General features: G+C 44.8%; 13 protein-coding genes and 2 pseudogenes. 10 read left to right on the top strand and 5 right to left on the bottom strand.

Annotation, left to right across the window (positions count from 1 at the left end; translation table 11 throughout):
- Positions 1-676: 676 nt before the first annotated feature.
- Genes V3C10_23660 through V3C10_23650 form a run of 3 tightly spaced genes read left to right on the top strand, consistent with a single transcriptional unit; the run spans position 677 to position 2,553 of the window.
- Positions 677-937 (top strand): hypothetical protein, encoded by a 261-nt coding sequence (locus V3C10_23660; GenBank protein WVP64698.1) that lies wholly within the window; start codon positions 677-679, stop codon positions 935-937.
- Positions 835-1,299 carry an ECF transporter S component gene (locus tag V3C10_23655; protein ID WVP62256.1) on the top strand — a complete coding sequence of 155 codons (465 nt, stop codon included), beginning with the start codon at positions 835-837 and terminating at the stop codon, positions 1,297-1,299. Before V3C10_23660 ends, V3C10_23655 begins: the two co-directional genes overlap by 103 nt.
- A 21-nt stretch (positions 1,300-1,320) precedes the next feature.
- The gene (locus V3C10_23650; GenBank protein WVP62255.1) at positions 1,321-2,553 is read left to right on the top strand and encodes a M24 family metallopeptidase; all 1,233 of its coding nucleotides are present in this window, start codon (positions 1,321-1,323) and stop codon (positions 2,551-2,553) included.
- Between the two features lie 762 nt (positions 2,554-3,315).
- On the opposite strand, the gene V3C10_23645 is transcribed toward V3C10_23650, so the two are convergent.
- From V3C10_23645 to V3C10_23625, 5 genes and pseudogenes are all read right to left on the bottom strand, one after another.
- Positions 3,316-3,450, bottom strand: a complete 135-nt coding sequence (locus V3C10_23645; protein ID WVP62254.1) for a hypothetical protein — start codon at positions 3,448-3,450, stop codon at positions 3,316-3,318.
- A 40-nt stretch (positions 3,451-3,490) separates the two neighbouring features.
- Complete coding sequence (locus V3C10_23640; protein ID WVP62253.1) at positions 3,491-3,892, bottom strand: chromate transporter; 402 nt, start codon at positions 3,890-3,892, stop codon at positions 3,491-3,493.
- A pseudogene (locus V3C10_23635) lies at positions 3,889-4,442 on the bottom strand (chromate transporter). Before V3C10_23635 ends, V3C10_23640 begins: the two are co-directional and overlap by 4 nt.
- A 70-nt stretch (positions 4,443-4,512) precedes the next feature.
- A pseudogene (locus V3C10_23630) lies at positions 4,513-6,118 on the bottom strand (gamma-glutamyltransferase family protein).
- A gap of 46 nt (positions 6,119-6,164) precedes the next feature.
- Positions 6,165-7,364 carry a permease gene (locus V3C10_23625; GenBank protein ID WVP62252.1) on the bottom strand — a complete coding sequence of 400 codons (1,200 nt, stop codon included), beginning with the start codon at positions 7,362-7,364 and terminating at the stop codon, positions 6,165-6,167.
- A 395-nt stretch (positions 7,365-7,759) separates the two neighbouring features.
- Here V3C10_23625 and V3C10_23620 point away from each other — a divergent pair, with 395 nt between their 5' ends.
- The 7 genes from V3C10_23620 (at position 7,760) to jag (ending at position 13,259) form a co-directional block, all read left to right on the top strand.
- Positions 7,760-8,281, top strand: a complete 522-nt coding sequence (locus V3C10_23620; protein ID WVP62251.1) for a hypothetical protein — start codon at positions 7,760-7,762, stop codon at positions 8,279-8,281.
- 5 nt (positions 8,282-8,286) lie between these two features.
- The gene (locus tag V3C10_23615; protein WVP62250.1) at positions 8,287-10,407 is read left to right on the top strand and encodes a sigma 54-interacting transcriptional regulator; all 2,121 of its coding nucleotides are present in this window, start codon (positions 8,287-8,289) and stop codon (positions 10,405-10,407) included.
- 123 nt (positions 10,408-10,530) lie between these two features.
- A complete protein-coding gene (rpmH, locus tag V3C10_23610; GenBank protein ID WVP62249.1) occupies positions 10,531-10,665 on the top strand; it encodes a 50S ribosomal protein L34 in 135 nt (44 codons plus the stop codon).
- A 60-nt stretch (positions 10,666-10,725) separates the two neighbouring features.
- Positions 10,726-11,082, top strand: a complete 357-nt coding sequence (rnpA, locus tag V3C10_23605) for a ribonuclease P protein component (protein ID WVP62248.1) — start codon at positions 10,726-10,728, stop codon at positions 11,080-11,082.
- Positions 11,075-11,287: a membrane protein insertion efficiency factor YidD gene (yidD, locus tag V3C10_23600; GenBank protein WVP62247.1), complete on the top strand. Its 213-nt coding sequence runs from the start codon at positions 11,075-11,077 to the stop codon at positions 11,285-11,287. The genes rnpA and yidD overlap by 8 nt, the downstream gene beginning before the upstream one ends.
- 19 nt (positions 11,288-11,306) lie before the next feature.
- Positions 11,307-12,551, top strand: a complete 1,245-nt coding sequence (locus tag V3C10_23595) for a YidC/Oxa1 family membrane protein insertase (protein WVP62246.1) — start codon at positions 11,307-11,309, stop codon at positions 12,549-12,551.
- Between the two features lie 12 nt (positions 12,552-12,563).
- The gene (gene jag, locus V3C10_23590) at positions 12,564-13,259 is read left to right on the top strand and encodes an RNA-binding cell elongation regulator Jag/EloR (GenBank protein WVP62245.1); all 696 of its coding nucleotides are present in this window, start codon (positions 12,564-12,566) and stop codon (positions 13,257-13,259) included.
- The last annotated feature ends 63 nt before the right edge of the window (positions 13,260-13,322 follow it).

Here is a 13,322-nt window from a genome sequence, read left to right as displayed (position 1 = left end):
AGTAAGTCTCCTAAGTGTATTAAACAAGCAAAACTGCAAATTTGCCCAATCTAATACCTATTCTACATTATTATAAAGTATTTTTCAATTAAAAGATTAAAAATGGGAGGAATGTGTATAACTGAAATTTGTTTATCCACTATCCGGAAGTGTTGAAAAATAAGGGATTACGACATAGGGGTGTGAACAATATACAAGATATTCAGATATTATCCCACTATTTATCCACAAGTTATCCCCAAAGTGTGGATAAGTTATGTAAAGCATGTGAATAACCGGTGGAAATGCAGTAAAATCAAGGGTTTCACAATCCACAAAATGTAGGTGGAAAAATAAATCAAGGCACATTTTGTGGATTTTTTGTGGGGATAACTCAGAAAATAATTTTTTTCACTGTTTATTTGATTGGGGCAGGTTATTTTAAGGATATAATTCATGTCCGACGCTGGGAAATCTTGTCCTGAGGGATTTTTTAGTAAGTAATTTGTTAAAACTGGCCTTTAAAAAAATATGTAAAGTGGATATATTTAACGAGTCAGTTAGGTGCTATACTAGGGGCACTTGAAGCGGGACTATAAAAAATAATATGAGATATACCGGGATACTCAATGAGGAATTGCTGTGCCTGCCACAGTATTATATTGTATTTAATTTGAAAGAAAGAGAGGAAGATACAATGAGTAAAGAAAAAATGATGATTATGGTGAATAAAAGAAACGATGCGCCAGACAGAGGACAGGTTCATTCCAGTGTGCTTTCTGTAGTTATGACTGCTTTTTTGCGGCTGTCATCTTTCTGGGAATCCAGTCTTTTCGAATTCCGCTGCCTGCGGCGGTGGGAACACCGTTTCTTCATTTCGGCCATATTTTTGTCATGCTGGCAATTTTGTGCCTGGGGGGAAAACGTTCAGCAGCTGCCGGTGTCCTGGGTCTGGTGATTTTTGATATTTTAAACGGATATATTCATTCAATCCCGAATGTATTTGTCAGCACGATTATCAAATGCCTTCTGGTAGGGGCTGTATTTGATATTATGAAAAAGCGGGCGTCGGGAGAACGGAAAAAAGAATATACGGCGGCGGTGATTTGTGCGGCTGTCTATGGTGTGTTGAATATTGCGGTAGATTTTACCTGGTCCGTGGGTGAACTGATGCTGGTAGGAAGTACCTTCGGCGCTGCCTTGGCGGCAGAAATCACATCGATTCCGGCTACGATCATTAATGCGGGATTTACTGTAATCGGTACAGGGCTGCTTTATCTGCCGGTTGTTTCGGCTTACCGGCGTATTATAAAGGGTTAATACAGAATGGAGGGATGACAGATGGGTAGAAATCCAATCCAATCGGCCAAACCGGTTCAAACCGGCGAGGCGGGCGGCATAATCCCGGATATTGAGAAAATCCAGTCGCTCTTAAGACATTACAGTCTGGATGGCTGGATTTTCTCTGATTTTCAGGGCCGCGATTTTATCACCGGGGATTTTCTAAAGCTGACGGAACGAAAATGCACCAGGAGGCTGTTTTATTTCATTCCGGTACAGGGTGAACCGGTCAAACTTTTATCGGCAATTGAACCTTTGCTGCTAGATCACCTGCCTGGCAGAAAAATTCTTTATAAAGGAATGCGGGAGCAGAGAAGAGAGCTTTCAAAATTCCTTTTACCGGGTATGCAGATTGCCTGCCAGTATTCATCTGGGGGGAATGTTCCGACGATAAGTTCCATGGATGCGGGACTTGCAGAATATTTAAAGACGTTTGAGATAGAACTGATTTCCTCGGCAGATTTAATGCAGTTTTTCGGTGCGGTGCTTACGAAATCACAGATAGAATCCCACAAGCAGGCAGGGGAGGCGATCCATCGGATTTTGGATCAGACGTTTTACTGGATACGAAGCAATCTGAATGCCGGGATCTATATCGACGAGTGGATGATGTTAAAAGAGATGGAACGCCTTATTGCGGCCGAGGGAATTTATATGGATTCACCGCCGTTTTTCGGGATTGACGAACATGCCTGTGATCCAGGATATGAGCCTTCGGAGCACGGTTCGGCACAGATCCGGGAGGGCAGCCGTCTGATTATAGATATTGCGGGCCGGATGCCGGGAACGGATTCTATTTATTATGATATTTCATGGTGCATGAATGTGGGTCCGGAGATTGATCCGGAATACCGCCGCCTGTTTGAGACGGTGAATGAGGTGCGGAACCGGATTATGACCTTTATTGAAGAGCGTCTCAATCAGGGGAGGGAGATCCGCGGCTATGAGGTGGACGAGCTGGCGCGGACCCTTTTTTGTGAAAAGGGGCTGGATCAATTTCTGATGCATAGAACAGGCCACAATATCGGCCATACCTGCCATGGAATCGGCGCCAATCTGGACGACTTTGAGACCCATGATGTACGCTGTCTACTGCCAGGTACCATGTTCTCAGTGGAACCTGGAATTTATACGGAAAAATATGGGGTGAGACTGGAATTCGACGTACATTTGACAGAGGATAAGAAGGCCAGAATTTATGGGCCGGTTCAGACGGAGATATTAGTGGTGTAGATGGTTGAGATGCGAGGACGCCGCTGTAAGACGGCGGACGGGGGAGTGGGAGGTGGTATATGAGTCTTCAGTCCCGGTTTGTAGGGTGTGGTGAGGGGAATCCAGGAGAAAAGATTCCTACGGGGACCCGCTCCCGCTTGTGGAGCGCACAGCGGATGCTAAGACGTCAAAGAACGCCGTCTAAGCACCGGCGGGCTCCAATGTCCCCTTCGGAATCTTTTCTCCTTCCTTCCCCGGGCAGGTTGTCGACGGGACTGAAGACTCAGGGAAGGTTGTTGCCCCGTCCGCCGGCTTCAGGGGCTGATTGTCTCTTTGTCAAGTAAGGGGAGGTATTGTCGCGGCCACTATGGAGTTGTGAAATCTTTACATTTTTAGGTGTTTAGAGTTGAATTCAGTGAAAAAACTAGAGATTATGTTAATGCTTGAATTTAATGATTGAATTATTAAATTTCATTGTGACATTCAAGGATATATAGAGAGCTAAAAAGCAGATCATAATTTAAGATGAAAAAGAAGACATTCTCGCGGCATACGAAGAAACGTAGTGGCCGCGAGAATGTCTTCTCCCGTTTGAAATAATAGAACAAATCAGCGGCCGTAGGCCGGAATTTGGGATGGCGACAACCTTCGCGTCTTCAGTCCCGGGCCATAACCTTCCCGGATTCCCCACCCGCGACAACCTTCAAACCGGGACTGAAGACTCACAGTCTCTCTCTCACCATTCCGAACTTCGGCCGTCCCGGCGCAGTTCTCTTTCCTCAATTACAGTGCGAAAACAGGCGCCAGTGCGATCCCTGCGGCTGCTGAAGATGCAATATACACGATGGGATGCTTTTTTAATTTTTTGATCAGGATAAAAATAATGATAAAGTAGGCAATTTTTCCCCATGAAATCATGGAAATAACACTCATCAGCGTAGGGGCTGCGGCAGATGCCTTAAAGCATTATTTTAAAGACATCAAATCCAGCGGCCGCGATCAGTCCCGTGACAGCGGGGCGCAGGCCGTAAAAGATATTGTCTATCTGCCGGTTGTTGCTGAATTTTTCCAGTGATTTTGACACGAGGGTCACGATAATCATGGCCGGAAGGATTTCTCCCAGGGTGGCGGTTATGCCTCCGGCGATGCCGGCTATATTGTAGCCGACATACGTAGCCATATTGATTCCAATCGGGCCTGGAGTCGATTCTGAGATTGCAATCATATCGGTTATCAGTTCCATGGGAAACCATCCCGTATTAAGGCTCAACTGCTGGAGAAAGGGGATGGTTGCCATGCCTCCGCCTATGGCGAACAGGCCGATCTTGAAAAATTCTAAAAATAAGTTGATGAAAATCATTTTACCACCTCTTTTTTGGTCAGTATCCAGTTTTTAAGGATTACTCCCGTCAGACCGGCGCCCACAATCACAAGGATTGGGGAGATGGGACTGAATTCGGTGAGAATAAACACGAGCAGACAGATGGCAAGCCCCCAGATATCCTTGACGCCTTTTTTCCACAGTCCCAGGACAGCGTCCAGGATCAGGGCCACAACACAGATGGAAACACCGGTCATGGCCTGCTTTATCAATATGTTATCCTGAAAATTGGACAGGAAGGCGGCAATCATACTGATTATGATAATACAGGGAGTCACACAGCCCAGGGCCGCGGCAATTCCGCCGAGGAATTTTTTGCGGTGGTATCCGATGAAAACAGATACATTCACTGCAATGATTCCCGGAAGTCCCTGGCTGACGGCATAGTAATCCATCACCTGTTCTTCGGTAATCCATTTTTTATTTTCCACACATTCCTTTCTCAGGATAGGGAGCATGGCGTATCCACCGCCAAATGTAACGCTTCCCATCTTGAAAAGGAGATAAAGATTGAAATTAATTCCTTCATATTTTCTGCAGCTCCTGTAATGGTTGCTTTTGTTGATTGATTTTAAAGCGTATAAAATTTATTTTAACTATTACCAGGCGGCAACGGTTCCGTCCGTACGGGGCTCGGTTGCACCGGTCAGAGTTCCGTTTTCATCTCTCCAGATAATCTGTCCGCGGCCGAAATTCAACGATTCCGGGAGTACCTTAATATTATGGCCTCTCCTGACAAGTTCTTCGGTGAGGGCGTAAGGGAATCCGCGCTCCACTTCAATATCCTTTCCGCCGGTCCACTGCCATCTGGGAGCGTCAAGTGCCTCCTGTGGGTTCATATGAAAATCAAGCGTATTGGTAATTACCTGTAAGTGGCCCTGAGGCTGCATAAAACCGCCCATTACGCCGAACGGGCCGATGGCTTCGCCGTCTTTTGTGAGAAATGCAGGAATAATGGTATGGAATGCTTTTTTTCCCGGTGCGAGACAGTTTGCGTCTTCTTTGTTGAGAGAGAAGCTGTATCCCCTGTTCTGGAGGCTGATTCCGGTTCCTGGAATGACAATACCGGATCCGAATCCCCAGTAGTTGCTCTGAATATAGGAAACCATATTCCCTTCACCGTCCGCAGCGCACATGTATACGGTACCTCCGCATTTGGGGTCGCCTGCCGAAGGCATGATGGCATCGCGGCCGATCAGGGCGCGGCGTCTGGCAGCATATTCTTCGGACAGCATTTCTGCGGTGGTAACCTTCATGGCTGTCTCATCGGATACGTAATGTTTACCGTCGGTGAATGCGAGTTTCATGGCTTCTAACTGTTTATGTATGGTTTCTGCCGTATCTCTTTCAGTAAAATCGAATCCCCTCAAGATATTAAGGGCCATCAGAGCGATAATTCCGTTGCCGTTGGGCGGCATTTCCCAGATATCGTAGCCGCGGTAATTGGTGTGGATTGGCTCCACCCATTTGCACCAATAGTCTTCTAAATCCGATTTTCTGATATAACCGCCCGTTTTTCGCGAAAATGCATCGATGGCGTTGGCCAGTTCCCCCTGATAAATGGCCTTTGATTTTGTGGCGGCTATTTTTCGGAGCGTATCGGCCAGTTCGGGGAGTTCCATAATTCACCCGGTGCCGGTGCATGGCCTTTCGGGGCGAACATTTGAAACCACGGTTCATACTCTTGACCGGTAAATTCGGCCGAGAATTCACGGTAGGAATTGTCCCAGAGCCTTGAAATAATGGGGAGACGCCATATCCTTCTTCTGCATAGGCGATGGCCGGTTGAAGTACTTCCTCAAAGGGGAGCCTGCCGTATTTTTCTGATAATTCGGCCCAGGCCGATGGAGCGCCAGGCACCATTACCGGGATCCATCCTCTTTTTGGCATGGAGTTATGGCCGAGACCTTTCACCGTATCGATATCCAGGGACATGGGGGCTTTGCCGCTGGCATTTAAGCCGTGCAATTCTCCTTTTGTCCATACAAGGGCAAAGGCGTCGCTTCCGATTCCGTTGGAGGTTGGTTCCAGCACGGTCATGCAGGAGGCCGTTGCAATGACTGCATCAATGGCGTTTCCTCCCTTTTTTATCATATCAAGTCCGGCCTGGGCGGCGAGGGGCTGAGAGGTGCATACCATTCCCTTCCTTCCATATACAACGCTTCTTCTGGATGGGTAGCTGTTTTTTAACGCATCGTAGTTCATAAGATTCTCCTTAAAATGAATATATTTTTGTTATTTTAAAACCGGCTCAAAGGAAGTTGACCAAAACTCCGGCTATAATGATGGACAGGGATGTGACGGAAACAAAGCCCGATACGACAAAAGCAGGCGTAAGTTTTGTAATCACATAATTTTTTTCTTCTTCGGTTTCGGATACAGCCAGAGCTACCTCGTTGACAATCAACTGTGTGGCCGGGAAACCTAACAATTGGGCCATGGCACAGCCCATTGCCTTATTCCTGGAACCAACGATTTTCCACAGTGGAAGAACGCGAAGGCAGAATACGCTGAAAATGAGTACGGCAGCAAATACCAGTACGGTCTGAAAACCGATCAGTGCGATATTGCCCAGGTTTACATTGGCAAGGGCTGGAATGATGTCGGCAAACATCGCCATCATGACAATACCCATGGAGTTGCCATAATTTAAAATACGGGTTGGGATAAGGCCGAGGCAGTTGGCTCCGCATCCAAATATAAGAGCCCAGATTCCGTAGTTGATGCCGGGGGTGTGCGCCGCAACCAGATAGGAGAGGAAGCCGCCGCAGGCCGTGATGGCAAGGCAGGTATAGTCGGTATAATATTTTTTGTGTTTCTGGAAAAAGGTCTGTTTGTGGCCGTTTGCATCATCGCTTTCCGATGAAACATCTTCAAGGCCTTTTAAAAGGTCGATTCCCTGGGCTTTCTTTTCACGGTATTCATTAACCAGAAGAAATCCCTCCTGACGGCCAAAATAGGAGGCAGGAATTGTTCCAACGAATTTCTGGATGGCATAGATAAATGCGCCCAGAGCCGCTGCGGTGGTGAGGCCTTTTTCAAGCGCCCCCTCGGTCATAATCTGTGTGGCATTGATACCGCCGTTTACAATCGGGATTGATACAAGTGCAGATTCCCTGCCGATGAACGGAATAATCACAAGGACCCCGACGAGAGCTACGGCCATAGCCACCAGGGACATGATAACGACCCGCCATTCCTTTTTTAATTGTGCCAGGTTGATTTGTGAGCCGATACTGAAAATGATAAAACTTGCCGACCAGCGGCTGAATTCAGTAAGCCCCGCCTGATCGATGATATCTTTTGGAAAGATACCCGACATGAACCCACCCAGAAATATCATGAAAATGATAAATACGGATGATATTTTTGCTTTGGTGAACACCCCGAAAAAATCACCAATGGCAAAGCAGAGCAGGACGATAAACAGATACTTGGTCATTACTAACATGATGGAACCCTCCTCAAATAGTTTTATACCGTTATATAAAGCATAAACCGTGCCAAAAATTAAAAAATGGGGCAAAAATTAAAAAATAGATGAAATTTTCCGCTGATCCGAAAGAAAAAGCTGTTTTTATAAAGCTATTTTATATCATGTGTGGGTTAAAGTTCTACCTGAAAATAGACAAAATGATAAAAGATGGAGATATTATAATGGTTTTATGATAATTAAGAGACGAAAATATAATTATCATAAAACTATTTTAGTGTTAATATTGTTATGTTCTGAGCTTAATGTTATAGTGAAGGTAGAAATATACCATTTAATGACGGTATATTTCTATAATTCTGTTTATCGTAGAGTGAACCGATAGTTGGAGTAAGGGAGGGGGAAAATTATATATGGAGATTTTTAATATGACGCAGGAACGCATTCCTGCAGTGGCAGAGTTGATGAGCAAGATAAAACCGGAGTGGTGGGATTATGAAGGCGCCTATGGGCAGCTAAGTGATATCAATGAGTCCATTAAAACAATCGGATGGTATATGGGGGAAGATGCAGAACATCCTACGGGCTGGATTCTCTGCAGGGAGCTTGTGGGACTCCGGGCAATCGAGCTGGAATGCAGCGGTTTCAACGACAACGGGGTATTTAAACTGGAACATAAACTGGGACGGCTGATCGATACGGCGGCAGGATATGCAAGGGGAAAGGGATATTTGACATTCAGAAACGGCATCAGTTCCGTTGGTTTTAATATTCATGGAAAGAGGATTGATAATATTGCCGATGCCATCCGTGATCTCAAATGTGACAGAGTGGATTACAGGTGGATGCTGGATTATGGATTCAGGGTGATTGGGATTCAGCCTAATGCCTATGAAAAGGGGTTCCATCTGATTATGATGGCAAAGGAGATATAAACCATATGAAAAAAATGGTGTTATTTACATACCGGCCGGAAATAGGGAAAATTTACTATGATGATCTCTGCATTCTTTTTGGAGAATACATGGAGATTCACACGTGTTCCCTGAATAAGGAGGAGCCTTCCAGGGAGCAGCTGGCCCATGCCGATATTGTGCTGGTAAGCAATGCGGAAATCATCAATAAAATCCACTATTTGATCGAAGAGCAGACAAAAATTGTAACAATTGATTTCAGCTACCCGGAGATGAATATTGAACAGATGAGAAAGTACCCGGCCGGCACCTATGCCCTGATGTGCTTTGATCTGTTTGTATGCAGAAAAATGGTCAGTCTGTTGTATGAGCAGGGAATCAATAACTTTATCTGGCTCTTTCCCCAGGAAAATGGCGAGGTTCCCACTTCAGGGTATGATGTCGTTGTAATGGATGACTATTCCCCACATCTTGTGAGGAAGGATAAGACGGTCATGAGCCTGGGAAAGAGAAAGATCGCGTTCTCAACCCTGCTTAAAATTGCCCAGGAGGCGGATATCTTTAATAAGGATCTGGAAAATGAGTTATTCCGGTACAGTTACAGTTATAAAGGGGCATCGACCCTGGTTAATACAATATACAGCGATATGTCCTCCTTCCATTTACAGATAAAAATGATACTCAATTATATGGACAGTGGGATTGTGATCCTGAGCGACCGGCATGAGATTATTGAATACAACACGCGGTTTATGGATATGTTTCACGTTACCAGGGAACTGTATGGGAAAAAAATCAGGAATGTGGAGGGAACGGAAGAATTTCTGCCGTATCTTGACAAAGGAAAGGCCGTCCGCAATGAACTGATCGTTTATCCGGATGGAAAATCCTCCCTTGTTTTCAATATGGAATGCATTGTAAAGGGAAATAACCAGGGTTGTATTTATATGCTGATCCTCCAGGAAGCGGAGGAGATTGAGAACAAGAGCCATTCACTGAAACGCCAGCTCAGCATGAAAGGATACACATCCAAATACCGTTTTTCCGATATTAAAACGGAGAGTCCGGTCATGATTTCCTGCATTAAGAAAGCGGAGAAGATTGCCAGGATTGATAAAACGACGCTGGTGATGGGAGAGAGTGGAACGGGAAAGGAACTGATGGCCCAGTCGCTCCATTCAGCGTCCAGCAGAAGAAATTATCCGTTTGTCAGCATCAATTGCGCGGCAATTCCGTCTTCCCTGTTGGAGAGTGAACTGTTTGGCTATGTGGAGGGCGCGTTTACCGGTTCTAAAAAGGGCGGAAAGATCGGGCTTTTTGAGATGGCGAATTACGGTACCCTGTTTCTCGATGAGATAGGGGAGGCCTCCCTGGAAGTACAGTCTAAACTCCTGCGTGCCATTGAAACCAAGGAGATTATGCGCCTTGGGGGCGATAAAATCACTTCTGTGGATGTGCGTATTATCGCCGCGACAAACCAGAACCTGAAAGAACTGGTGGACAAGAAGGAATTCCGGCTGGATCTTTATTACAGGTTGAATTCAATTATTATTAAAATACCGCCTCTGCGGGAGAGAAAGGAAGATATCCGTTATCTGGCCGAATATTTTATTTACAACGAGATTCATAAGAAACGGCAGGTGGAAGCCGAACTGTGGAATTTCATGGAGCGCTATGCCTGGGAGGGAAATGTGCGGGAGCTGAGAAATGTCATGGAATATATGGTAAACATTACGGATGAGCCGCTTAAGATATCCGATCTTCCCGACTATATCAGGGATGAGATGGAAGAACACGCGCAGGCAAACGGGAAAGCTGGTAAGGAAGTAAATACAGTTGCAGAAATAGAAGAAAATCCAGCTGTAAATGCAGCCGAAAATATGGAACTGATCCTGTCCAACCAATATTCCCTGAGAGAAAAAAGAATAATAATGCGAATATTGTCCCTGATAGAAAACGGAGTGAAAAGCAGGAAGGAAATAGGCGCCGGACTGGATGCTGCGGAGGAAGGATGTACCGGCTATAGATTGAAGAAAATCCTTGAAAATCTGCGGAGTTTGGGACTTATTTCCTTTTCCAGGGGTCCGGAGGGGATTATTCTGGAAAAAAAGGGCCGGGAATTTATAAAAACACGCGAAAAATCTTGATTTTCTTATTGACGAAGTGATTTTTCTTCTATATAATTGAGAAGATGTTTAATTTAGAATAGTCTAACTATGTTAAGATGATTTTTCTGAAGATATATTAGAGTACAAGGAGGTGTTTGCAATATGAAGATGACATTTCAGCCTAAAACAAGACAGAGAGCGAAAGTTCACGGCTTCAGAGCTAGAATGAGCAGCGCAGGCGGAAGAAAAGTTCTGGCTGCAAGAAGAGCAAAAGGAAGAGCAAGATTATCTGCTTAATGAACCAGGGCCGCAATTTTGATTGTGGCCTTTTGTTTATTGAATGTGAAAATATGAATAATGAAGAAATTTAATTCGATTAAAAAGAACAGCGATTTTCAGAAAGTGTACAGGACGGGGAGATCATTTGCCAACCGGCTTTTAATCATGTATGTAATGAAGACGGAGAGGGAAGACACAAGGATAGGAATATCCGTGAGTAAAAAGGTCGGGAACAGCGTTGTGCGTCATCATGTTACAAGACTCGTGAGAGAGAGCTACAGGCTCAACAAGAACAAAGTTAAGACAGGGTTAGACATCGTCGTTGTAGCGAGAGCTGCAGCAAAAGAATCAGATTTCAAAAAAATCGAAAGTGCATATATGCACTTGTGCGGACTTCATAACATATTAGAGAATCGAAGTGAGAATATTGATTAAAAAGATCTTTATAATGATGATTCGGGGGTATCAGAAATTTATTTCCCCGCTTACAGGACCTCACTGCAAGTACACGCCTACCTGCTCTCAATACGCCATTGAGGCAGTACAGAGGTACGGCGCGTTTAAAGGTATGATTTTGGCCTGCAAAAGGATACTGAGATGTCATCCATTTGCAGAAGGCGGTTATGATCCAGTTCCGTAGAGGATGAGGAGGTAATTCATTGGAATTTATAGTAGCTACTAAGGCGGGGTCCATCATGGGGCCTATTATCAGCCTGTTTGGGTACATCATGGACTTTCTGTTTCGGATCACCAGTTCTTTTGGTATCTTAAATCTTGGTCTTTGTATTATCCTTTTTACAATTATCACAAAATTGCTTTTATTTCCGTTGACGATCAAGCAGCAGAAATCGTCAAAGCTGATGTCTCTTATGAATCCTGAAATTCAGGCGGTTCAGAAGAGGTACAAGGGTAAAACAGATCAGACATCCATGGCAAAGCAGCAGATGGAGATGCAGGCCATCTATGAGAAATATGGTTCCAGTCCGACCGCGGGCTGTCTTCCCATGTTAATCCAGTTTCCAATCATCATTGCATTATACCGTGTTATCTATAATATTCCCGCCTATGTTCCGTCGGTAAGGGTATTCTTTGACAACGTGGTGGAACCGCTGCAGAAACAGCCTGATTTTATTAACAAGATCGCAGAAATCGCCAGCAGCTATGGTTTGGCAATTGATAAAGTAGACTATACGAATGCAGATAAGGTTGTAGATTTATTATATAAATTCACACCTGCCAACTGGCAGCATCTCGGAGAATTATTCCCTCAGATTTCAACTGTAATTGCCGACAATGCAGGCAAGATCGAGCAGATGAACTCCTTCCTGGGAATCAACCTGGCAACACAGCCGTTTACGGGATTTACCAACATTACAATTGCATGGCTTATCCCGATCCTGGCAGGTCTTACACAGTGGTTCTCCACAAAACTTATGAACACCAACCAGCAGATGGATCCTGATGCGCCTGGCGCACAGACGATGAATACGATGATGATGACGATGCCTCTGGTATCCGTCTTCTTCTGTTTCACATTCCCGGCAGCAATCGGTATTTACTGGGTTGTACAGGGTGCGTTCCAGATTGTACAGCAGCTGGCTGTAAATGCTTACATGAACAAAGTGGATATGGACGAGCTCATCAAGAAGAATGTTGAGAAGATGAATAAGAAGCGCGCCAAGAAGGGGCTTCCTCCGGCAAAGGTGAACCAGAATGCCAGCGCTAATCTTAAGAATATCCAGGCTCAGACAGAAAAAGAAGAAGCAATAAGGCAGGAAAAAATGTCAAAGACCGACAAACTGGTGAAGGAGTCAACGGAGTATTACAATTCCGATCCGAAACCGGGCAGCCTTGCATCCAAGGCAAAGATGGTGCAGAAGTATAACGAGAAGCACAACAAGTAGGAGGGGTGCCGTATGGATATGATAACAGTTACCGCAAAAACAGTAGATGAAGCAGTGACAAAAGCACTGATTGAACTTGAAACAACCAGTGATAAGTTAACATATGAGGTAGTTGAAAAGGGAAGTGCAGGGTTCCTCGGCATCGGTTCCAAACCGGCCATTATCCGTGCAAAGAAGAAGGAAACACTTCAGGATAAAGCGATTGAATTCCTTGAGCAGGTATTTGACGCTATGAATATGGCGGTTGATATCAGCGTAGAGTACAACGAGACGGAAAAAGAGATGAATGTGAATCTGAAGGGTGAGGATATGGGCATCCTGATCGGTAAGAGAGGACAGACGCTCGATTCCTTACAGTATCTTGTAAGCCTTGTTGTAAATAAATCCACCGGTGACTATATCCGTGTAAAACTGGACACGGAGAATTACCGTGAGAGAAGAAAAGAAACGCTGGAGACTCTTGCCAAGAATATTGCCTATAAAGTGAAAAGGACAAAACGTTCCGTATCTCTGGAGCCGATGAACCCTTATGAGAGACGTATCATCCATGCCGCTCTTCAGAACGACAAATATGTTGTGACGAGAAGCGACGGTGAAGAGCCGTTCAGACATGTTATTATTTCTTTAAAGAGAGAAAACAGAAGAGATAGAAACGACAGATATGACAGAAGCGACAGAGCTGAAAGAGCAGACAGAACGGAAAAGTAAGTTATAAGCTGTGATATAAAAAATGTTCAAATAGATGTCTTTTTACAAAAAAGCCCCTGTTTG

The organism is [Clostridium] symbiosum (assembly GCA_036419695.1).
GTDB classification, from domain to species: domain Bacteria; phylum Bacillota; class Clostridia; order Lachnospirales; family Lachnospiraceae; genus Otoolea; species Otoolea symbiosa_A.
The sequence above is the reverse complement of the archived record's forward strand: the minus strand, read 5'-3'. Positions and strand labels throughout refer to the sequence as shown.